The sequence below is a fragment of the Roseateles sp. GW835-FHT13E02 genome (assembly GCF_058794035.1).
Genome location: NZ_JBXAGJ010000012.1, coordinates 133,137 through 153,634, shown reverse-complemented (window position 1 = coordinate 153,634; position 20,498 = coordinate 133,137). Strand labels below are relative to the sequence as shown.

The 20,498-nt window shown below is 69.3% G+C and carries 16 protein-coding genes; 12 read left to right on the top strand and 4 right to left on the bottom strand.

The window, feature by feature from the left end:
• Positions 1 to 5: 5 nt before the first annotated feature.
• Complete coding sequence (locus AC1Q6P_RS13650; protein ID WP_492664387.1) at positions 6 to 2,993, bottom strand: CHAT domain-containing protein; 2,988 nt, start codon at positions 2,991 to 2,993, stop codon at positions 6 to 8.
• A gap of 134 nt (positions 2,994 to 3,127) precedes the next feature.
• Here AC1Q6P_RS13650 and AC1Q6P_RS13645 point away from each other — a divergent pair, with 134 nt between their 5' ends.
• The 3 genes from AC1Q6P_RS13645 (at position 3,128) to AC1Q6P_RS13635 (ending at position 6,076) form a co-directional block, all read left to right on the top strand.
• Complete coding sequence (locus tag AC1Q6P_RS13645) at positions 3,128 to 3,712, top strand: RNA polymerase sigma factor (protein WP_492664386.1); 585 nt, start codon at positions 3,128 to 3,130, stop codon at positions 3,710 to 3,712.
• Complete coding sequence (locus AC1Q6P_RS13640; protein ID WP_492664385.1) at positions 3,702 to 4,445, top strand: hypothetical protein; 744 nt, start codon at positions 3,702 to 3,704, stop codon at positions 4,443 to 4,445. The genes AC1Q6P_RS13645 and AC1Q6P_RS13640 overlap by 11 nt, the downstream gene beginning before the upstream one ends.
• A 98-nt stretch (positions 4,446 to 4,543) precedes the next feature.
• The gene (locus tag AC1Q6P_RS13635) at positions 4,544 to 6,076 is read left to right on the top strand and encodes a methyl-accepting chemotaxis protein (protein ID WP_271008410.1); all 1,533 of its coding nucleotides are present in this window, start codon (positions 4,544 to 4,546) and stop codon (positions 6,074 to 6,076) included.
• A gap of 22 nt (positions 6,077 to 6,098) precedes the next feature.
• Here the strand turns inward: AC1Q6P_RS13635 and AC1Q6P_RS13630 are convergent, their stop codons facing one another.
• From AC1Q6P_RS13630 to AC1Q6P_RS13620, 3 genes are all read right to left on the bottom strand, one after another.
• Positions 6,099 to 6,719 (bottom strand): hypothetical protein, encoded by a 621-nt coding sequence (locus AC1Q6P_RS13630; RefSeq protein ID WP_492664384.1) that lies wholly within the window; start codon positions 6,717 to 6,719, stop codon positions 6,099 to 6,101.
• Between the two features lie 83 nt (positions 6,720 to 6,802).
• Entirely contained in the window at positions 6,803 to 7,393 is a 591-nt protein-coding gene (locus AC1Q6P_RS13625) for an RBBP9/YdeN family alpha/beta hydrolase (RefSeq protein ID WP_492664383.1), read from the bottom strand.
• A gap of 34 nt (positions 7,394 to 7,427) precedes the next feature.
• Entirely contained in the window at positions 7,428 to 7,646 is a 219-nt protein-coding gene (locus AC1Q6P_RS13620; protein WP_171829091.1) for a TOBE domain-containing protein, read from the bottom strand.
• 596 nt (positions 7,647 to 8,242) lie between these two features.
• Between AC1Q6P_RS13620 and AC1Q6P_RS13615 the strand changes: the two genes are divergently transcribed.
• From AC1Q6P_RS13615 to AC1Q6P_RS13575, 9 genes are all read left to right on the top strand, one after another.
• Positions 8,243 to 10,528, top strand: coding sequence for a phage tail sheath family protein (locus AC1Q6P_RS13615; RefSeq protein WP_492664382.1), 2,286 nt, complete (start codon positions 8,243 to 8,245; stop codon positions 10,526 to 10,528).
• Between the two features lie 16 nt (positions 10,529 to 10,544).
• Positions 10,545 to 11,069 (top strand): phage tail protein, encoded by a 525-nt coding sequence (locus tag AC1Q6P_RS13610; RefSeq protein WP_102767933.1) that lies wholly within the window; start codon positions 10,545 to 10,547, stop codon positions 11,067 to 11,069.
• 36 nt (positions 11,070 to 11,105) lie between these two features.
• Entirely contained in the window at positions 11,106 to 11,843 is a 738-nt protein-coding gene (locus AC1Q6P_RS13605) for a T4 family baseplate hub assembly chaperone (protein WP_492664381.1), read from the top strand.
• A 257-nt stretch (positions 11,844 to 12,100) separates the two neighbouring features.
• Positions 12,101 to 12,760 (top strand): hypothetical protein, encoded by a 660-nt coding sequence (locus tag AC1Q6P_RS13600; RefSeq protein ID WP_492703219.1) that lies wholly within the window; start codon positions 12,101 to 12,103, stop codon positions 12,758 to 12,760.
• Entirely contained in the window at positions 12,757 to 14,064 is a 1,308-nt protein-coding gene (locus AC1Q6P_RS13595; RefSeq protein ID WP_492664379.1) for a Pvc16 family protein, read from the top strand. The genes AC1Q6P_RS13600 and AC1Q6P_RS13595 overlap by 4 nt, the downstream gene beginning before the upstream one ends.
• Positions 14,061 to 16,124, top strand: a complete 2,064-nt coding sequence (locus tag AC1Q6P_RS13590; protein WP_492664378.1) for an AAA family ATPase — start codon at positions 14,061 to 14,063, stop codon at positions 16,122 to 16,124. The genes AC1Q6P_RS13595 and AC1Q6P_RS13590 overlap by 4 nt, the downstream gene beginning before the upstream one ends.
• Positions 16,121 to 16,438: a hypothetical protein gene (locus AC1Q6P_RS13585; protein WP_492664377.1), complete on the top strand. Its 318-nt coding sequence runs from the start codon at positions 16,121 to 16,123 to the stop codon at positions 16,436 to 16,438. Before AC1Q6P_RS13590 ends, AC1Q6P_RS13585 begins: the two co-directional genes overlap by 4 nt.
• Positions 16,435 to 19,833: an eCIS core domain-containing protein gene (locus AC1Q6P_RS13580; protein ID WP_492664376.1), complete on the top strand. Its 3,399-nt coding sequence runs from the start codon at positions 16,435 to 16,437 to the stop codon at positions 19,831 to 19,833. The genes AC1Q6P_RS13585 and AC1Q6P_RS13580 overlap by 4 nt, the downstream gene beginning before the upstream one ends.
• Positions 19,830 to 20,486, top strand: a complete 657-nt coding sequence (locus AC1Q6P_RS13575; RefSeq protein ID WP_102767928.1) for a hypothetical protein — start codon at positions 19,830 to 19,832, stop codon at positions 20,484 to 20,486. The genes AC1Q6P_RS13580 and AC1Q6P_RS13575 overlap by 4 nt, the downstream gene beginning before the upstream one ends.
• Positions 20,487 to 20,498: the final 12 nt, after the last annotated feature.

Genomic DNA, 20,498 nt, shown 5'->3' with positions numbered 1-20,498 from the left:
TTCGATCAGTGAACCCAGGTGAAAGCGGCCCAGAAATGCGGGTGGGCGCGGGCCTGGCCGCGGTACAGCTGCAACCAGCGACGCTGGGCCAGGGCCAGCAGCGCGGGGTTCAGCGTAGCACGGGCCCGGGCCCGTGACGACGGGGCTTGCCAGGGGGGCTGGGCGTAGAAAGTGCTCAGCCAATCGGCCGTGCTGTCGTCGGCCACGCGCCATTGGGTGGCCATCAGCTGCTGCACGCCGGCCCCGCGCAAGGTGGCGGCCAGGCCTAGCCATTCGCGGCCGCGGCCGCGGCGGCTGGTGGTGCTGTCGTCCAGCACCAGGGCGGTCTCGCAGGCCGAGAGCACGGCCAGCTGCACGCCGGCCCAGGGCAAGCGGCCCAGCTCCACCAGGTTCAGCCGCTGACCGTCACCCAGCAGCAGATAGGACTGTTCACGCCCGGCCGGGTCGAGCACGAAATGGCTGGCCAGGTGCACCAGGGCCGGGCCGGCTTCCAGCGCGGCCTGCAGGCTCTCGGCGGTGAAGTCCGGGTCCAGGCGCAGCTGCGCACCGGTGTGCTGTTGCAGCGCTGCCAGCTCCCGCCGCACGGCGGGCAAGGGCGCCAGGCGGCCGTCCTCGCTGGCCAGGCTGCGGCCCAGGCCCAGCGCGCCCTGGCGCGGCTGGGCGGCTGCCTCCTTGGCGTCCGGCAGGCCGCTGTCCATGCTCAGGCTGAAGCGTTCGACCAGGTAGCGCTGGCCATCGTGCAGGGCGGCAAAAGGCAGGTAACGCAGCACATCATCGGCGGCGATGTCCAGGTGCTGGGGCTTCGCTGAAACCGGCAGCAGTCGCAGGGCGGGTGCCATCACGGCCTGGTAGAGCGCCTGCGAGAGGGTCAGGTCTTGCTCGCAGCGGCGCTCCAGGCAGTGGCGCAGGGCCAGGGTCTGCCGTGCCAGGGCGGTGCGCGTCAGGGGCAGCTGCAGATGGCGGGCGGGCTGGCCGGCGGCTTGCACCCGCAAGCTCAGCCGCGCGTCGCGCAAGAAGAGGTAGCTGAGGCGGGCATGGCCGGGCGACAGGGCCGGCCCGTGGCGCGCGGCCGGATCGGCCTCAGTGGGTTCAGCCGGCTCGGCGCCCTCGTCCGCCAGCTGGCGCAGCTTCTGCACGGCCGCGTCCAGCGCGGTCTGGGCGGCTTGCGAGTGCACGCTTGTGCGGTCCAGCAGGCCCACGGTCTGCTCGATCTCGCTGTCGATGCGGTCGGAGGTCTGGCGCAGCTCGCGGCCCAGCTCGGCCAGGGCCAGCTGCCAGCGCTGTTCGGGCGCGGTCAAGCGCAGGCGGCCGTCTGCCGCGCTGGCGCTGCGGCGCCCGCCGCGCAGCAGCTCGCCGCGTTCTTCCTCCTGCAGAAAGGCCAGCGCCGCCTCGCTGTCCTTGAAGCGGCCTTGGTCGATCAGCAGCTCGACCCAGGCCCGCAGATGGTGCTCGTAGCGGGCCAGACCGGCGCGCTGCAGGTCGGCGCTGTCTTGCGGCAAATCGCTGCGCAAACGTCGCAAGGCCAGGGCACCGAGCTTGTAGAAGACCAGGGCTAGGCGGGGCTGGCTTGCGCTGAGGCGCTGGGCGTTCTCGAACAAGGCTTGGGATTCATGGGCCGGGCTGCGGCCCATGGCCCCCAGGGCCAGGGCGCGCCACTGGTGCCAGGCGCGCAGGCTAGGCTCCAGCCGTGCCCGGGCCAGGTGCAGGATGGCGCGGTTGCTTTGCAGCGGTGTGCTGTGCTTGGTCACGATGCGCTCGACCTCGCCTGCGGCCCAGCGCATGAGCTCGGTGTCACCCTCGCGTTCGGCCAGAGGCAGCAGGGCTTCGGAAAAGAACAGGGTGTAGTTGCTGCCGAATCCCTCGCCCTCGACAATGTCCCGACCCCGTGCCAGCGCCTGCGCATCACCCAGATGGTGGCGGGCCAGCTGTTCGTACAGCCGTGTCGGCAGGGCCTCGGCATGCACCAGGCCGAAGGCCAGGCCAGGGCTGTGTGAGGCCTTCTCGGCCACTTGCAGCACCCGTGGGTAGTCGCCCGCGGCATGGCTGAATCGCACCACATTGTTGTAGGCCCGGCCCAGGCGCATCCAGGCGGGCCGGCCGGCGGCCTGCTCGGCCTCCCAGTAGGCCACCACCTGTTCGTGCTCGCGGATCGCCTCCATCACCTGGCCGCGCTCGTACATCACGATGGAGCGCTCGCTCTGCAGCAGGCGTAGCAGGCGCTCGTCGCCGGCGTGTGCCGCGCGAGCGCGCTGGTAGGCGGTGTCGATCAGCTGCCAGGCCTGCTCGACGCGGCCGAGCCGCCGGTGGTAGGCCGTCAAGGGCCTGGCGAGGATCAGGGTCGGCGCCGCGTCGGGGCCGAGTTCCCGGGCCAGGGTCTCGGCCAGGGCTTCCATCTGAGGCCGCGCGCCGACGGTGCCGTAGAGGCTTTCGCTGAGGCTCACCAGCTCCTCCTGGGCCCGCTGGGCGGCGGGGCTGCGGGCACCGGGTCCGGCAGCGCGCAGGACCTGCACCCGGGACTGGATCTCGCCAGCCAGCACGCTTTGTGCCTCGCTGAGCCGCCCCTGGTTCAGCAGGCTGCCCCAGAGCATGCGCAGCATCTGCATGCGGACTTCAGCGTCGCCTGAGGCCGCAGCCCGCGTCTCGTGGGGGCGGTGGATGTCCAGCAGTTCCTGCAAGGGCAGCTCGGGCTGCTTGCGGAGGGCCTGATGGAGCCGATAGCCATGCAAAGCCCAGAGCGAGTAGCCGGCCACTTCATCGGGCATCAGCTGCCAGGCGCAGTCTTCCCAGGCTTGGTAGAGCCGGTAGCGATCCGGCAGGGCCTCGAGGCTGAGGGCCTCGCGGTTCATGGCCGCCAGGCCGGGGTGGGGCTGCTGCGCCAGCGCCTCGGGCTCGCGCGTACAGGCGCCCTCGGGATTTGCCCGCAGGGGCCCGAAACTGAGCAGACTCAGGGTTACAGTCAGCGCCCGTGCGAAGCGCAAGCCTGCGCCTCGCACGCTTTGATTGTTGCGCTGGAGGCGCGGCCTGCGGTGTTCTCCCATGTGCCCGATTTTTCTTGTCCCGTTGCCGTGCTGCTTGGCCGGCCCCTCGTCTGGCGCCGGCTCGCCCGGGCCGAATCCTAACCAGCCCCATGTTCGATCGCACCGAGGATGAACCAGAAGCATCGGCCTCGCGTGCCGGTGCCAGTGAGGCCGATCTGGCCGCGCTGTATCCGCAGTGGTATCCGCGCCTGCTGCGCTATTTCGTGGGCACCTGCGGCTGCAGCGAGGCCCTGGCCCATGAGCTGGTGCAGGACAGTTTTGCCGCGGCCCTGCGCGGCCTGGCCGGCTTTCGCGGCGAGGCCCAGCTCTCGACCTGGCTCTGGCAGATTGCCGGCAACACCTTGCGGGCCCATCTGCGCCGCCAGCAGCCCCTGCAGCTGGGGGCCGAGCCGGACGAGGACGCGGTGGCGCAAGACCTGACCCTGGGCTCAGGCCTGAGCTTTTCCGAAAGCACGCATCTCAATGATCTGAGCGACTGTGTGCAGCGGGCTTTCCGACGTTTTCAGGCCCAGGAACCCGAGCGGGCCGAGGTCCTGTACCTGGCTTACGTGGAGGGCTGGACCCGGGCCGAACTGGCCCAGCGCCTCGGTCGCAGCGAGCACGCCACCACGGTCTACCTGGCCCAGTGCCGGGCCAAACTTCTGCCCTTGATGCAAGACTGCCATGACTGCTGAGCACCCACCCAAACTTCCGCCGGACGCCAGCACGCCCGATGCGCAGGCCTTGCGTCAGGCCGGCGATTGGCTGGACGGTCTGGCCGGCCGGCCGCGGCCGGCGCCCTCGGAAGGCGCTGCCGAAAGTGAGTCGCAGGAGGCCTGGCAGCAAGGCCAGCGCTTGCGCCGCGGCCTGGATCGCTTGCCGCAGCCGCCGCTCGCGGCCATGGACTGGGCTGAGGTTCGCGCTCGCGCCGGCCTGCAGCTGCAGCCCGCGGCGGTGACGGCGCTGAAGAATCCGCCGCCCGAGTCGGCCAATCACAGCCCGCTTCGCCACAGCAAGCCCAGCGGCGGCCGCTGGGCCTGGGGCCTGGCCGCCTCGTTCATGTTGGGTGGTGTGCTGCTCTGGCCGCTGCTGTCGTCGAAGGACTCGGGGAGTGCCGAGGGCGCCTGGCGCGGGGCGCCCCCGACGCCAGAGGCCGCCGTGGCCGTCTGGAAGGTGGGGGATGTGGCCGAGATGGCCCATCTCAGCGAGGCCCTGAGCGTGCAGCTGGAGGCCCTGGGTGCGAGCGTCGAGATCGCCTCGCGCATGCCCTCCGGGGCGCGCGATCGTGACGGCCTGTGGCTGCACATCCGCTGTGCCGCGGCTTGCGATGCGGCCCGGGTGGACCAGCGTCTGGCCGAGCTTGAAACCGCGCTGCAACCGGCTGCCGATGGCGCGCGCAGCTTGAGCCTGAAGCTGCTGCCGCATTGAACCCCGCTGTGGCGTGCGTGCCGTTTTGGGCACGATCTCGCTTGCTCTGCGCGCGCCCAGGCCCGATATTGGGGCCTGGCATCAGCAGGGAGACACGAATGAAATTGCGGTTTCAGGTCTTGGCTCTGGGTTTGGCCGGCACCTTGCTGGCCACCCTCACCGGCGGCATCGGCTTGTGGTCGGCCAATCGTCTCGGCGGCAATATCGAGGACGCGCTCCATGCCGCCGCTGCGCTGCAGGCCAGCCAGGAGGCGGACATGATGCATGACGCCATCCGCGGTGATGCCCAGCTCGCCCTGCTGGGCGCCTTGGAGCAGCAAGCAGCCCGCATCTCTGAAGCCGAGGCCGGGCTCAAGGAGCATGCGGCCACCTTCGAGAAGAACCTGGCCTTGCTGGACCAGGCCACGCTCAGCGAGGAAGCCCGCCAGGCCTTGCGCACGGTCCGGCCCTTGGTGGCGCGTTACGTGCAAGCGGCGCGCGAGATGGTTCAGGCCGCCCACAACGATGCCGCTGCGGCGCAAAAGGCCGGTCCGGCTTTGCAGGTCGCGTTCACCCAGCTGGAAGACCAGATGGCGGAGATGTCCGATGCCATCGAGAAAACCAATGAACGCCTGAATGAGCAGGCGGAGCAGGGTGTCAAGATGACCCGGTACCTGATGGCCGTGGCCTGGCTGGCCTCGGCCCTGGCCATGTTGCTGGCCTCGCTGTGGCTGGCCCGCCAGATGACGCGGCCCATGAATCAGGCGGTGCGTGTCGCCCAGGCCCTGGCCTCGGGCGAGCTGGGCAACCGCATCGAACCGGCCGGCAACGAGGAAACCCAGCAGCTCTTGCGCGCCCTGGCCGAGATGCAAGGCAGCTTTGCCGACATCGTGCGCGAGGTCAAGCGCAATGCCGACGAGGTGGCCAGTGCCAGCACCGAGATCGCCCACGGCAACCAGGATCTTTCCGATCGCACCGAGCAGCAGGCCAATGCCTTGCAGCGCACCACCTCGACCATGTCCGAGCTCGATGCCAATGTGCGCAACAACGCCGACAACGCCGAGCAGGCGCGTCAGCTGGCCGAGCAGGCCTCCAAGGTGGCGCTCAACGGCGGCGACATGATGGGCCGGGTGATCTCCACCATGGGCGGCATCAACGACAGCTCGCGCCGCATCGCCGACATCATCGGCGTGATCGATGGCATTGCCTTCCAGACCAACATCCTGGCCCTCAATGCCGCGGTCGAGGCGGCGCGTGCCGGTGAGCAGGGGCGCGGCTTTGCCGTGGTGGCCGGCGAGGTGCGCGGCCTGGCCCAGCGCAGCGCCGCGGCGGCGCGCGAGATCAAGGATTTGATCGACACCAGCGTCGGCCAGGTCGGGCAGGGCACCGAGCTGGTCAACCAGGCTGGCCAGACCATGGATGAAATCGTCAGCGCCATCCGTCGGGTCACCGAGGTGGTGGCTGAGATCAGCCGCGCTTCGGGCGAGCAGAGCGCCGGGGTGCGCGAGGTCGGCCAGTCGGTCGCCCATATGGACCAGGCCACGCAGCAGAACGCAGCCCTGGTCGAGCAAAGCGCGGCCGCCGCCGACAGCCTCAGCCAGCAGGCCCAGCAGCTGGTCAAGGCGGTGGCCGCGTTTCGCTTGCCGGGCTGATATTCAGGCGCTGCTGCGCGGTTCAGGCCGCGGCGGCCAGCTCGGCGGCGATTTCCTGCCGTGCTGCAGCGGGCCAGGCCACGGCGCGCGGTGCGCGCGCCGGGGTCCAATCGGGCCTTTGCTGCAGCGAGGGGCGCAGCTCGGGCACGGCGGTGGGTGCGGGCTCCTGGCGCCAGTGCAGCAGATCCACGCGTTCGGCAAAGTTGAGCGAGGGCCGGGCCGCCAGATGGAGCAGCAAGGCCGGTGGGATGGCCGCCCAGTCGCCGGCATCGAGCTGCAGGGTCCAGCGCTGGTCGCGCCCTTGCAGCTGCAGCAAGATCTGACCCTCCATCAGCAGGAAGAGGTCGGGGCCCCCGGACAAAGCGGCCAGCCCGGTCGAGCTGCCCAGATGGAGCTTGGACAAGTCATGCCGTGTGGCGTGGCGGCGTTGTGCCTGGTGCAGCTGGAAGCGGCGGTGCAAGGCTTCCAGCTCGGTCTGGTAGACCACGCCGGCCGGGCGGCCCGCGCGGGCCGGATACAGGGCCAGATGGCCCACGCTCAGCTTCAGCGGCGCCAGCAGGGCGCCGATCTGGGTCAAGGTCTGCGGTGGCTGCCAGAGCGAGGGGCTGCTGAGTTTGCTGCTGTCATGGGCATACAGGCGCATGGCGGTGTCCTCCGTGAGTGTGGTGTTCTTGTGCTTGGGGGCCAGGGGCGCGAGTCAAGGCAGGCGTGAAGCGCGGACGGTGCTCAGACTGCAAATGACCACTCCTGAAAGCTGGCCTGGGCCGGGCGCTGTTCGCGTGCGGCGCGGGCCAGGGCCGATTCCACCCAGCGCTTGGCCAGGGGGAAGGGGCCGAAGCCGGCCTCGGTGTTGATGTGGCCGACGCGGCCCAGATTGCTGTAGTGGCTGCCCCAGCGGCGCGCCCAGCGCTGGGCGCTTTGCGCGCTCATCCACGGGTCGTTCTCGCTGGCGATCAGGCTGCTGGGCACGCGCAGGCGTTGCTGCGGCAGGAGGTCCGCGAGGCCGAACTTGTCGGGCTCGGCCGGCGCCACCAGCAGGGCCTGGCGGATCGGTGAATCGGGCTGGTCCTGCAGATGCCGGGCCAGGGCAAGCGTGCCGAAGCTGTGGGCCACGGCGATCCATTCGCCCGGGCCGGCATGGTCGACGGTGCTGCGGATGCGCTCGGCCCAGCGCAGCAGATCGGGCTGGCGGAAATCATGCTGCTGCACCCGACGGGCGTCGCGAAACTGGGCTTGCAGCCAGGTCTGCCAATGGGCCGGGCCGCTGTCGTGCAGGCCGGGGATGATGAGCAGGCGCGGCGGGCGGTAGGCGGGCATGGTCAATCTCCTGCGGGGCGGTCGGCGCGCGGGCTCAGAGCGTGGCGATCGAGACCTCGGTCGACTTGACCAGGGCCACCACCTCGCGGCCCACGACCAGGCCCAGGTCCTTGACCGAGCGGGTGGTGATGACCGAGGTGACCAGGGCGCCCGAGGGGGTGATCACGTCGACCTCGGACACCACCGGCCCTTCGATGATTTCCTGGATGGTGCCGCGGAACTGGTTGCGCACATTGATGGCGGTGATGCTCATGGCAGTCTCCTGGTGAGGTTGTGTTGGCGCTTTGGCCTTCGAGAGTTGCCAGCTTAGGACGCGGGTTTCAGTCAGGAAACGAAGCGAAACGCGAGAGCTCATGCGCGCGGCAGATATCGGGGCCGGGCGTCGCCGCGACCCTCGGCATGCCGCGGGCGCCCTGAGTGCTCGGGCAGGGTTTGGCCTGGCAACTCGTGCAGGCGCGATCACTGGCCGGGCATGCTTTTGTGCCCTTGCCGCCTGGTTCTGTGGCCGCGATCGCGCTTTGAGCCCCCCATCCCCCTAGAACCTCAGTGCCCCTCATGGCAGCGCTTTCGGCGCGAGGCCCTGCACTGCTTTGCCCAATGCTGGCGGGGCTTGCGGGCGATCGACAACGAAAACTCCCGCACGCACCTGCCAGGCCGGTGCACCGCGCATCATCAAATTTAATGATGTTGTGCGGTCAACGCCCCTCATAGGCTGCGCGGGCCTGATGCAGCCATTCCCGGTCGTGACAGGCAGCGTGCCGCCGCGGCCCGGTGCTGCGGTGGGCGGATCGAGTCCCGAGCGTCGCGTCGTGCGCCTTGTCGAAACGGCGCCAGAAGGAGTTTTCCATCATGCCTGCGCAACTGAACTATCCCGGCGTCTACATCGAGGAGCTGCCCAGCGGGGTGCGCACCATCAGCGGCGTGGCCACCGCCATCGCGGCCTTCGCCGGTTCCGCGCCCCGGGGGCCGATCAACAAGGCGGTGCGCCTGTTCAGCTTCTCGGACTACGAGCGCCGCTTCGGCGGCCTGGCCCTCGACTCCGAGCTGGGCTATGCCGTGCGCCAGTATTTCCAAAACGGCGGCACCGAGGCCTATGCCATCCGCCTGGTCAAGGACGCCAGCGCGGCCGAACGCAGCTTGCGCAACGCCGCCGCCGCCGATGTGCTCAAGCTCACGGCGCTGGACGCGGGCGCCTCGGGCAATGGCATCGAGATCCGCGTCGATCACCAGAGCGCCAACCCGGGCAGCAGCTTCAACCTCTCGCTGTTCCGCGCCGAGGATGGGGCGGCCGAGAGCTATGCCAATGTCTCGATGAACTCCGCCGATGCGCGCTATGTGCTGGACCTAGTCAATGCCAGCTCGCAGCTGGTCAAGCTCAGCCGCCTGGTCAGCAAGGCTGCGCTCGATGCCTTGCCGGCTGGCACTTCGCGAAGCCTGCCCCTGGCCGATGTTGCGACATTGCTGGACGCCAACCACAACGAGTTCCGGGTCTCGGTCAACGGCCTGCCGCCGGTCAAGGTGCTGATCGCTTTGCCGGGCGACATCGGCGGCGGCACGGCCACGCAGCGGTTGGATAGCTTGTGCGCCGCCATCCAGCTCCAGGTGCGCGCCCAGGCCAACAGCCAGCAGGCCTACGACCTGTTCACCTGCGCCCGCCCGCCGGGCACCCAGCAGATCTTGATGACCTCGGGCCAAGGCGGCGAGTTCTCGCAGGTGCGGGTGCTGGCGGGCCAGAAGAACAATGCCAGCGGCGTGCTCAAGCTGGGCGCTGCCTCGGGCGGCCTGGAGGTGGACGCTGTGGCGACCATCCGCCCGGCACCCGTGCCCGATCCGGCCACGCTGAGCAGCGCCGTGTTTGCGGCCAATGACCTCAACACCCTGCCGGATGCCACGCACAGCGCGCTGCGCATCAGCCTCGATGGCTATGGCCCCGATGTGGTCGATATCGGCAGCGCAGCCGCCGCAGGCGCTGACCTGGCCGCCAAGCTCGACGATGTGGCGGCGCGCCTTCAAGCTGCGGTGCGGGCGCTCAAGCCGGGCCATCCGAGTTACCGTGATTTCACGGTCAAGGTCAGTGGCACAAGCCTGGTGCTTGCCACCGGTTCGCGCGGGGCGGGCAGCAGCATTGCCGTCAGCGCTGCCCCGGCCAAGAGCATCGCGAGCGAGCTGCACCTGCTGGCCGGCGCCACCAGCACCCAGCCGGGCAATCTCTACCTGGCCGGCGGCACCGAGACGCCCTACGCCGAGGCCGATCTCTACCCCACCTTCATCGCCGACCGCGCCAAGCGCCAGGGCATTTATGCGCTGGAAGAGGTGGATCTGTTCACCTTGCTCAGCCTGCCCGGTGTGACCGAGCCCGGCGTGCTGGCCGATGCGGCTTCCTACTGCGAGGAGCGCCGCGCCTTCTTCGTGATCGACGCGCCGCCCTCGGCGCAGGACCCGGCCCAGATGGTGGCTGCGGTCAACGGCACCGGCCTGCCCAAGTCCGACCATGCGGCGGTCTACTACCCCTGGGTCTACATCGCCGACCCACTGCGCAATGGCAAGCTGCGCCTGACCCCGCCCAGCGGCACGGTGGCCGGCCTGTTCGCCCGCACCGATGCCGAGCGCGGCGTCTGGAAGGCGCCGGCCGGTACCGAAGCCACGCTCAGCGGTGTGCAGAAGACCGCCTACACCCTGACCGATGGCGAATGCGGCGCGCTTAACCCCCTGGGCGTCAACTGCCTGCGGGTATTGCCGGTCTACGGCGCCGTGTCCTGGGGCGCGCGCACCTTGCGCGGCGCCGATCAGATGAGCTCGGAATACAAATACGTGCCGGTGCGTCGCCTGGCCCTGTTCCTCGAGGAAAGCCTCTACCGCGGCACCCAGTGGGTGGTCTTCGAGCCCAATGACGAGCCGCTCTGGGCGCAGATCCGGCTCAATCTGGGCGCCTTCATGAACAGCCTGTTCCGCCTCGGGGCCTTCCAGGGCAAGAGCGCCAAGGAAGCCTACCTCGTCAAGTGCGACCGCGAGACCACCACCCAGGACGACATCAACCGCGGTGTCGTCAACATCCTCGTCGCCTTCGCGCCGCTCAAGCCGGCGGAGTTCGTCGTCATCCGCATCCAGCAGCTGGCTGGTCAGATCCAGGTTTGAGTCAAGGAGTCGCGTCATGGCCCAGTTCACCGTCAATGCCCAGCGTTTCGATCCCTACAAAAACTTCAAGTTCCGCGTCAAGTGGGATGGACGTTATGTCGCCGGCATCAGCAAGGTCTCGGCGCTCAAGCGCAGCACCGAGGTGGTCAAGCACCGCGAGGGCGGCGACCAGAGCAGCAGCCGCAAATCACCCGGCCGCACCGAGTTCGATGCCATCACCCTGGAGCGTGGCGTCACCCACGACACCGAGTTCGAGAAATGGGCCAACAAGGTCTGGAACTACGGTTCCGGCCTGGGTGCCGAGGTCTCGCTCAAGGACTTCCGCAAGGACCTGATCATCGAGCTCTACAACGAGACCGGTCAGCTGGTGCTGGCCTACAAGGTCTTCCGTGCCTGGGTCAGCGAGTTCCAGGCCCTGCCGGACCTGGACGCCAATGCCAATGCCGTGGCCATTGCCCGCCTCAAGCTCGAGAACGAGGGATGGGAGCGCGACTACGAGGTGGCCGAGCCCAATGAAGTCAGCTTCACCGAGCCGAGCTGAACCTTCGCGCCTGCTCGCACCGAGGGTCTTTGAATCATGGCTTCCCTGAGCTCCGCCGACTGGCTGGACCTGCTCGACAGCAGCCACGGCCTGCCGCCGCCGCTGCGTGCCTGTGCCTTGCTGGACCGCGTCTGGCAGGCCGAGCCTGGCTGGGCCGCGAGCCTGCCCCTGGGCCAGCGCGACCGTCAGCTCCTGGAGCTGCAACAGGCCTTGTTCGGCCCACAGCTGGAGCTGCTGGCCACCTGCCCGCGCTGTGGCGAGAGCTTGGAGCTGGCCCTGCAAGTGCCCGAGCTGATGGTGCCAGAGCAAGCTTCAGGCAGCGCAGAGGCCCTGACGCTGGAACTCGACGGACGCCTGTTGCGCTGCCGCCTGCCCGACAGCCGCGACCTCTGGGACGCGGCGCAGCAGGCAGACGAGGGCCAGGCCCGTGCCTTGCTGATCGCGCGCTGCCTGCAGCTGAGCGAGCAAGACCAGGCCGAGGCTGCCGCGCCGCTGGCTCTGAGCGAGGACGCGGTGCAACGGCTGAGCGCGGCGCTCAGCGACGCCGACCCGCAGGCCCACACCGAGCTGGCCCTGCAATGCCCGGCTTGCGAGCATGGCTGGAGCGAGGGCTTTGACATCGCAAGCCATTTGCTCAGCGCCCTGGCGAGCTGGTCCGAGCGCTGCCTCGATCAGGTGCATCTGCTGGCCCGGGCCTATGGCTGGAGCGAGGCCCAGGTGCTGGCCCTGAGCCCCGGCCGGCGGGCTCGCTATCTGGAACGGGTGCTGGCATGAAGACCCAGGGCATGGCCTCGGACTTCTTCGCGGCGCTGGCTCGCAAGGCCGTGCAAGCGCCCGGCTTGCAGCCGCGCCGTGCCTCGCGTTTTGAGGAGGCCCCAGCGGCGAACGGACCTGCGCGATGGGGGGCGGACCCTGCTGCGTGGGCCGAGCCGGGTGAGGGCGATGGCCTCGGCGTGCCGACGCGCGGCCCGTCCCCGCAGCCCTGGACCAGCCCCCGCGCAGATGCTGCGCCTCAGCCGCAAGGCCCTGTGATGCAGGCCGTGTCAGACGCCGGTTCATCGGCGCGCCTCGCCCCGGCGACGAGTGAGCGCGATCTGGCGCCGCGCGCCACATCCGATCAGGCGTCTGCTGCGGAAGCAAGTGCGCAGCAACCTTGGAATCCCGTGGTGGCCCTGTCGCGGCCCCAGGACAATGGCTGGGCCGATGCCAGCCGGAGTCCGGCTGAACGCCGTCCTGCGCGCGATCGCGGGCAGGAATCTGAGGCCGCGCCACAACCGGCCGATTCACAGCGGGGCCGCTCGCCGGCTGTGACGCCATTGCGTCCATCACGCATGGCCGAGCTGGATCGCCTGGAGCCGGCAGCCACTGCGGACGACAGCTCGGCGCCGCGCGGGCCGGCCCAGCCATCGCTGGCATCCTTGAAGCTCCAGCCGCTGGATGCCGTGCAGGCCCAGCACGAAGCTTCCCTGCATACGCTGTCTGAACGGCGCGAGAGCGCCGCTTCGGCGCACTCCATGCGGCATGAAGCTCCGGCGCCGCAGATCGAGATACACATCGGCCGCATTGAAGTGCTGCCGGCCGGTGCCCCGGCGCCTGCGGCCGCTCCGCAGCCGAACCCCGCGCAGGCGCAGGCGCAGGCGCGTGCGCCGCAGTCGCTGGAGTCCTATCTGGCAGAACGGCGGCGCTCATGAGCTCGGCCCTGGGATTGGCCGCCACCTCGGCGGTCTTGCAGCAACTGATCAGCGATGGCTTTGTCGCGCTCAAGCTGGCCGATGTGCTGGGCGCCAGCCCGGCGGTGACCTGCTTGCCGCCCGAGAAGGCCCAGGCCCAGGCGGACCTGCCTTCGCTGAACATCGTGCTCTACAACCAGACCCGCAACACCGGTTGGGCCAATCTCGACCTGCCCAGCCGCGATGGGCGCGGCGAGCGCAGCGCCAATCCAGCCCTGGCCCTGGACCTGCACTACCTGCTGGTGGCCTACGGCCTGCAGGATTTTCATGCCGAGATCCTGCTTGGCGCCGCCATGCAGGTCTTGCACGACACGCCGGCCCTGGGGCGTGAGGCCATCCGCCGTGCGCTCAAGCCGGAAGCCAATAAACCCAATCTTCCCAAGCAGCTGGAGCTGGCGGGCCTGGCCGACCAGCTGGAGCAGCTGCGCATCACGGCCATGAACCTGGGCATGGACGAGGTCTCTCGGCTGTGGGGTGCCATCCAGCTGCCAGCGCGGCCCAGTGCGGCTTATTCGGTCAGCGTGCTGTTGACGCAGACGCCGCGCAGTGTGCGCACACCGCTGCCGGTGAGCAGCCGCCAGGTTCATGTGCTGACCCTGCGCAGCCCCCGCATCGACCGGGTGGAAGCTGAAGGGCCGGCGGGCGCGCCCATCCTGCCCAACAGCATCGTGCGCATCAGCGGCGCATTGCTGAAGTCGCCACAGCTGACGCTCAAGCTCAACGGCGTTTCGCTGCCGCCGGCCAGCCTGCTCTCGGTCAGCGACGAAGAGATCCGCCTGCAGCTCAGCCCCGCCCTGGACTTGCGCGCGGGCCTGTGCAGCGTGCAGGTCTGCCATGCCCATCTGATGGGTTCGCCACCGCAGCCGCATGGGGTGGTGGAGTCCAATCTCGGCGCCCTGGTGTTGCATCCGCAAGCGCTGTTTGCGCTGGAGCCCGGTGCGGGTCAGGACGTGATCGACGGCCAGGCCTATGCCAAGGGCCGCATCAGCGCCACGGTGACGCCACCGGTCGGCGCGCGCCAGCGGGTGCGCCTGCTGCTCAACGAGAAAGACCCGCCCGCCGACCGGCCGGCGCGGGCCTACAGCTTTGATGCGCCCGAGGGCAATGGCGTGGTCGCGCCGGCCCCCAGCAATGGCGTGCTGCGCATTCCTTTTCAGCATGTGCTGCCCGGCCGCTACCTCGCGCGCCTGCAGGTCGATGCCGGCGTCAGCCCGCTGACGGTGGCGGCCGATGGCCGCTTTGCCGGCCCGGAGTTGCTGCTGTGAACACCGCCTCGACCCCATCGAGCTCGCCAATCGGCAAGGGCAGCAGCAGCCACCGCGAGCAGGAGCGCAACGCCCGCGTGCTCACGCAAGCCTTGGCGCGCATCGAGCAGCATCTGCAGCAGGCGCCGGGCCAGCCCATGCCCTTGCTGTCGGGCGAGCAGGTGCCGCCGGCCTTGGCTCAGCTGGCGCACAGCCTGGGCCTGAGTCCGTTTGAGCGCGATGCCTTGCTGCTCGCCGTAGCGCCGCAGCTCGATGCCCGCATCGGCCCGCTGCTGGCGCAAGCGCAGGGCGAGGGCGGGCAGCCCTGGATGAACGGCCGCCTGGCCCTGGCCTTGCTGGCCGAGTCGCGTTGGGAAGCCCTGACGCCGGTGGCGCCACTGCGCCGCTGGCAGCTGATCGAGCTGGTCGGCGGACTGGGCCCGCTCGACGCACGCTGGGCGGTGGACGAGACCGTGCTGCACGCCCTGGCCGGGGTCCGTTATGCCGACCCGCGCCTGGCGCCCTGGCTGCAGCGCCAAGCGGCGCATCAGGATGCGGATCTGGGGGCACAGCAGGATGCCGGCCTCGCCGCACTGGCCGCCGCCTGGGAGGCGGCGCCTTCATTGCTCCACACCCCGGTGGCCCGCTACGCCGGCCGTGAGGCCGAGGTGCTGGTTCACACCTTGGCGCAACGCCTGGGCCTGAGTCTCTATCGCCTGCAAGAGCTGCCCCCATCGGCCGAGCGCGAGGCCATGTCCCTGCTCTGGGCTCGCGAGGCGCTTTTGCACCGTGGCCTGCTCTGGGTGGATCTGGATGCCATGGAGGAGGGCGGCGCGTCCGGGGCGCAGCTGGCCGCCTGGCTCGACGGCCTGCCCAGCCTGCTGCTGCTCAGCAGCCGCGGCGAGGCGGGTCGCTTGCCGCTGCGCCGCGCGCAGCGCTCGCTGCCTTCCACCGAGCTGAGCACGGAACGCCGCCTGGCCTTGTGGCGGGACAGTCTGGGCCAGAGGGATGTGAGCACCGAGCTGCAGCGCCAGCTGCCGGCCCTGGCCGAGCAGTTCCAGCTGTCCCAGACCCAGGTTCTGCAGCTGGCCGGGCAATGGCGCGCTTCGCTGGACGATCACGCGGGGGAGGACGAGCGTGCCCGGGCCGGCCGCCTGTGGCAGGCCGCACGCGAAGCGGCGCGCGAGGCCGCGGGCGAGCTGCTGCGGCCCTCCACGCGTGCGGCTTCGGGCATGGCTGGGGGCATGACAGGCGGCTCGGGGGCCGGCGGGCTGGACGGCCTGGCCCAGCGCATCGAGGCGCGCGCGCAATGGGCCGATCTGGTCCTGCCCGAGCCGGCCCTGCACAGCCTGCGCAGCATGGCCGCCCAGCTGCGCCAGCGCCACCGGGTCTACCAGAGCTGGGGCTTCGCCGAGCGCAGCAGCCGCGGCCTGGGCCTGAGCGCCCTGTTCAGCGGCGGCAGCGGCACGGGCAAGACCCTGGCCGCCGAGGTGCTGGCGCGCGAGCTGCAGCTCGATCTCTACCGCATCGATCTGGCCAGCCTGGTCAGCAAGTACATCGGCGAGACCGAGAAGAACCTGGCCCGCGTCTTTGCCGCCGCCGAAGCCAGCGGCGCCATCCTCTTGTTCGACGAGGCCGATGCCTTGTTCGGCAAGCGCAGCGAGGTCAAGGACAGCCACGACCGCTACGCCAATATCGAGGTCAGCTACCTCTTGCAGCGGGTGGAGAGCTACCGCGGCCTGGCCATCCTGACCACCAATCTCAAGCAGGCCATTGACCCGGCCTTCCAGCGCCGCATTCGCTTCATCGTCCAGTTCCCCTTCCCGGACGAGGCGGCCCGCGCCGCGATCTGGGAACGCGCCTTCCCGGCCGCCGCGCCGCTGGGCGCCATCGACATCGGCAAGCTGATGCGGCTCTCGCTCTCGGGCGGCCACATCCGCAATTTGGCGCTCAATGCCGCGTTTCTGGCGGCCGACGAAGACTCGGTCATCACCATGCGCCATCTGCGCGATGCCGCCGCGGCCGAGTTCGCCAAGCTGGAGCGGCCCTTGCCCGCCGCCGATGTGGGAGATTGGCTGTGAACAAGCCTGTCTCAGCGGCCACCTCGGTTCAGGCTGTGCCCCGGAGCGGCGCTGCGCCGGCTCCTCGGGTGCAGCTGCACATCGGCAGCCTCGCCTTGCCGGGCTACACGGCGCGAGATGGTGCGCGCCTGGCCGGCGCCTTTGAGCAGGAGCTCGGGCGCCTGCTGGCTCAGCAGGCTTCGCAGCTGGCCCTGCAGCCCAGCATGGAGGCCGATCTGCTGCGCATCGCGCGTTTTCGCCGCTCGGCCGCCGAGTCGCCTGAGCGCACCGGCCAGCGCCTGGCCCGCGCCTTGATCCAGGGGCTGCCGCGATGAGCAGCAGTGCCGTCCACGCCGCCAGCCCCAAGGGCGCGGAGCGCGAGCAGGCGCCGCGCGGCGAGAAGCGCCCGCCCGGCAAAGAGCCGGCGGTTCGCCCCTTGCTGCAACGCCGCTGCGCCTGCGGTAGCGGCGCCGGTGCCGGCGGCGAATGCGAGAGCTGTGCGGCCAAGGCCTTGTTGCAGCGTTACAGCAGCGGCGGTGGCCCTGCCTCCAGCCAGACCGAGGCCGCCTGGCCCGGCTCGGTCAGCGACACCTTGTCGCGCGCCGGCCGGCCGCTCGATGCCGACACGCGCAGCTTCATGGAATCGCGCTTCGGCCCTGGCAGCGATTTCTCGGCCGTGCGCGTGCACGACGACAGCGCGGCGGCCGCTTCGGCACGCGATGTCGATGCCCAGGCCTACACCGTCGGCCAGCACATCGTGTTCGGCGATGGCGCCTACCAGCCGCACAGCGAGCCGGGCCGCCACCTGCTGGCCCATGAACTGGCCCACACGGTGCAGCAGCAGGGCCTGCAGCGCAGCGGCATCAGCAATCTGGCCGATCACGGCCCCGACTACCGCCGTCTGGAAATGGAGGCCGACCAGACGGCCGACCGGGTGATGCGCGGCGGGCTGACGGAGGGTTTGAACCTGGGCCAAGGCCTGAGCCGCAGCGGCCCGCGCCTGTCGCGCAAGCCCAGCGCCACGCCGGCCGCCAGGCCCGCAGAGGCCAAGGATGAAGACACGGGCAAAGCCAAGCCGCCCAGCTTCGAGGCCAATTACGAAACCACCACCTACAACCGCAAGTTCTCGCTGACCGGAACCGCGGTGCCCGAGCAGGCCACCGGTACCGTGGACAAGACCGAGGCGGCCTACAAGGTGGACACCCTGGTCCTGCCGCCGCAGAAAGGCCAGAAGGCCCTGGACTATTGCAAGAAGAACACCAGTGCCTTGCACGCGGTGTTCGACTGGTCGGGCGGCCCGGTGCCGACGCAGAACAAGGCCGGCAAGAACGAGGCCCGCGATCCAACCGAGAAGCTGCAACGCTCTTGGCTGGAAACCGTGGGCCACAAGCTCGACAAGAAAGCCCACGCGCGCTGGGCCGAGGTCGGGGGTGAAAAGCAGTTCCCCAAGCCGCCCATCGGCCCCAGCTGCGAACTCGACCATATGCAGGAGCTGCAGGTCGGTGGCACGAACGCCGGCAGCAATCTGCAAGTCATCGACAAGGTGGACAACGCCTCCAGCGGCGGCCTGATCCAGCAGCAGCTGCGCCAGCTGGCCGAGCAGGCTTTTGCCGATGCCAAGGACGCGCTCGGCGGCAAGCGACCCAAGCGGGTGTCGCTGACCTTCGGCGGTGTGCTGATGCAGGGCTCGCCGACCTGTGGCATCTGCTGCCAGCTCTCTCAACGCTTTGTCGATCCGGCAGTCACGGCCGCCACCGACAAGCCCTCGGTCGATGTCGAAGTGAGTGTGCTGGGCAAGCCCTTCACGCTCAAGCTGCCGGCGGACAAGAGCAAGTCCATTCCGCTGACTGGGGTCAATGCCGCCATCGCCAGCAGCGTCAAGGGTCTGACGATCATCAGCTACGAGCGCGATCCCAAGGGCAAGGGTCACGACAAGCTCAAGGCCACGCTGGACGATGCCGCCATTGGTGCCAAGGCGGGGACCAAGAGCACGGTCGTGACCCTGGCCATCGGCCCGGATGGTGTGGTCAAGCCTCTTTCAGGCAAGCTGCCGGCGCCCATCAAGGCCGAGTTCGCCAAGCTCAGCCCCATCACCTTCACCACCCTGAGCATGGACGCTTCGGGGGTGACGGCTGCAGGCACCATCAAGCCCTCCCTGCCCCTGCTGCCCACGCTCGATGTGGTGCTGGACCCCCAAGGCTTCCGCATGGGCAAGGCGCTCGATCCCAAGAAGATCAAGCCGCCCTTCCCGGGCATGAAGGTCACGGAGGCCAGCGTGATGATGGAGCTGGCGCCGGCCTTCAAGCCGGTGGGCACCCTGGCTTTCGAGATCGGCGGGGCCAAGAAGGTGGCCGATGTGAAGCTGACGGCCAGCGCCGACGATCAGGGCCTGGTGCTCAAGGGCGATCTCTTCGTCTACATCCCCGGTGTCGATGAGGCCAAGGGCACGGTGCTCTACCAGGCCGGGCAGTGGAGCGGCGGCGCCAAGGTCGAGGCGAGCAAGCTCAAGCTGCCTTTTGTCACCGGCGGCGCGGTCGATGTCAGCCTGAAGAACGGCAAGCTCGATGCCAACGGCCGGGTCGATCTGGAGCTGCCCGGCAAGAACCCGGCGTCGCTCGAGGTCAAGTACGCCAACAACCGCTTCAGCTACTCGGGCCGCGGCCGCATCGAAACCAAGAGCAAGTACCTGAAGCCCATCGACGCCAAGCTCTCGGTCGATGGCGATCTCTTCCGTGCCACCGGCAGCACCGGCATCGCCTTCTCCGGCCTGGACGGCACGGTCAGCGCGACCTACGAGAACCAGGGCGGCAAGGAAAAGGTCTACGGCGACGGCAATATCAAGATCGACAAGGGCCGGGCCAAGGGTTCCATCGACGTCAAGCTCCACCCCAACCAGACCCTCACCGGCAGCGGCAAGCTCAGCTACGAGATCAAGAAAGACATGGTGGCCTCGGCCGCCATCACCATCGACGAGAAGCAGAAGATCACCTTCGATGGTGAGCTGAGCTTCCCCGACATCACCCTGTTCCCGCGCTTTCCGAAGGACGAGACGCCCAAGAGCCTGTTCAGCGCCTCGGGCAACATCCCCATCCCGGGTGCGTCTATCGGCCCCATCGGCCTCAAGGTCGAGCTCTACGGCGGCCTGGGCTATTACTACTACGTCGGCCCGGGCGTGCTCACCGGCATCAAGGCCACGGTCAAGTTCAGCCCCTTCGAGCCCGACCCTGACTTCGCCTTCAGCATGAAGGCCAAAGCCAGCATCCCGGCCGGCGGTGGCATCACCGGCACGGTGGGCGCCAATGTGGTGCTCGATGCCTTCATCGGCAAGGTCGGCGGCGGGCTCAGCGTGGAGGCGCGTGCGGGGCTCAAGGGCAAGGCCGAGCTGGGCGGCGAGATCGCCTACGCCAAGGACCGTTTCAGCGTCGATGCCAGCGCCTACATCGGCGGCAGCATCGAGCTCGGTGCGGCGCTCAAGGCCAAGGTGTTTGCCGAGGCCGGCGTCTCGGTCTTCAAGGTCAGCACCGAAAAGGTCTGGACGCTCAAGGAGGCCAAATTCGACACCGGCCTGAGTCTGGGTGTGCGCATGCCGCTGCACTACGACAGCGTCGAGGGCTTCCGCATGCCCAAGCTCTCGGACATCCAGCCCGAGCCCGCCGAGTTCAAGCTCGACACGCAAAAAATGCTCGGCAATCTGTTCGGTGCCGCCAGCAGCGAGGAGAAGGAAAAGTGACCGGCCTGACCCGCTCGCCCAAGCTGCTCAAGGGCGGCATCATCTTGATCGACCCCTCCAGCGGTGCGGTGCAGCGCGTGATCGCCCTGCAGTACAACCCCGATCTGCTGACCCGCTCGTTGACGCCCCAGGGCGCCGGCAGCAGCACGGCGCTGAGCCAGCCGCTGCGGCTCAAGGGCCCGCCGATCGAGACCCTCAAGCTCGATGCCGACATCGACGCCACCGACCAGCTGGCTGCTCCCGACCAGCATGCCGCCGTGGTCGAGGTGGGGCTGCATGCCCAACTGGCCGCGCTCGAGGTGATGGTCTACCCCGACAGCGGCACCTTGATCCGCAACAACGCCCTGGCCAGCGTCGGCACGCTGGAGATTGCGCCGGTGGAGGCGCCGCTGCCACTGTTTGTGTGGAGCAAGGAGCGGGTGGTGCCGGTGCGCATCACCGATTTCTCCATCGTCGAAGAGGCCTTCGACGCCCAGCTCAACCCCATCCGCGCGCGCGTTTCACTGGGCATGCGGGTGCTCAACATCAACGACCTGGGCTTTGGCAGCAAGGCCGGCCACCTCTACATGGTCTACCACCAGGGCCGCGAGCGCCTGGCCCGCAAGGCCTCCAGCGCCTCGCTGGCCAGTTTGGGCCTGAACGCCTTGTTCTGAGAAGCCCCGCGC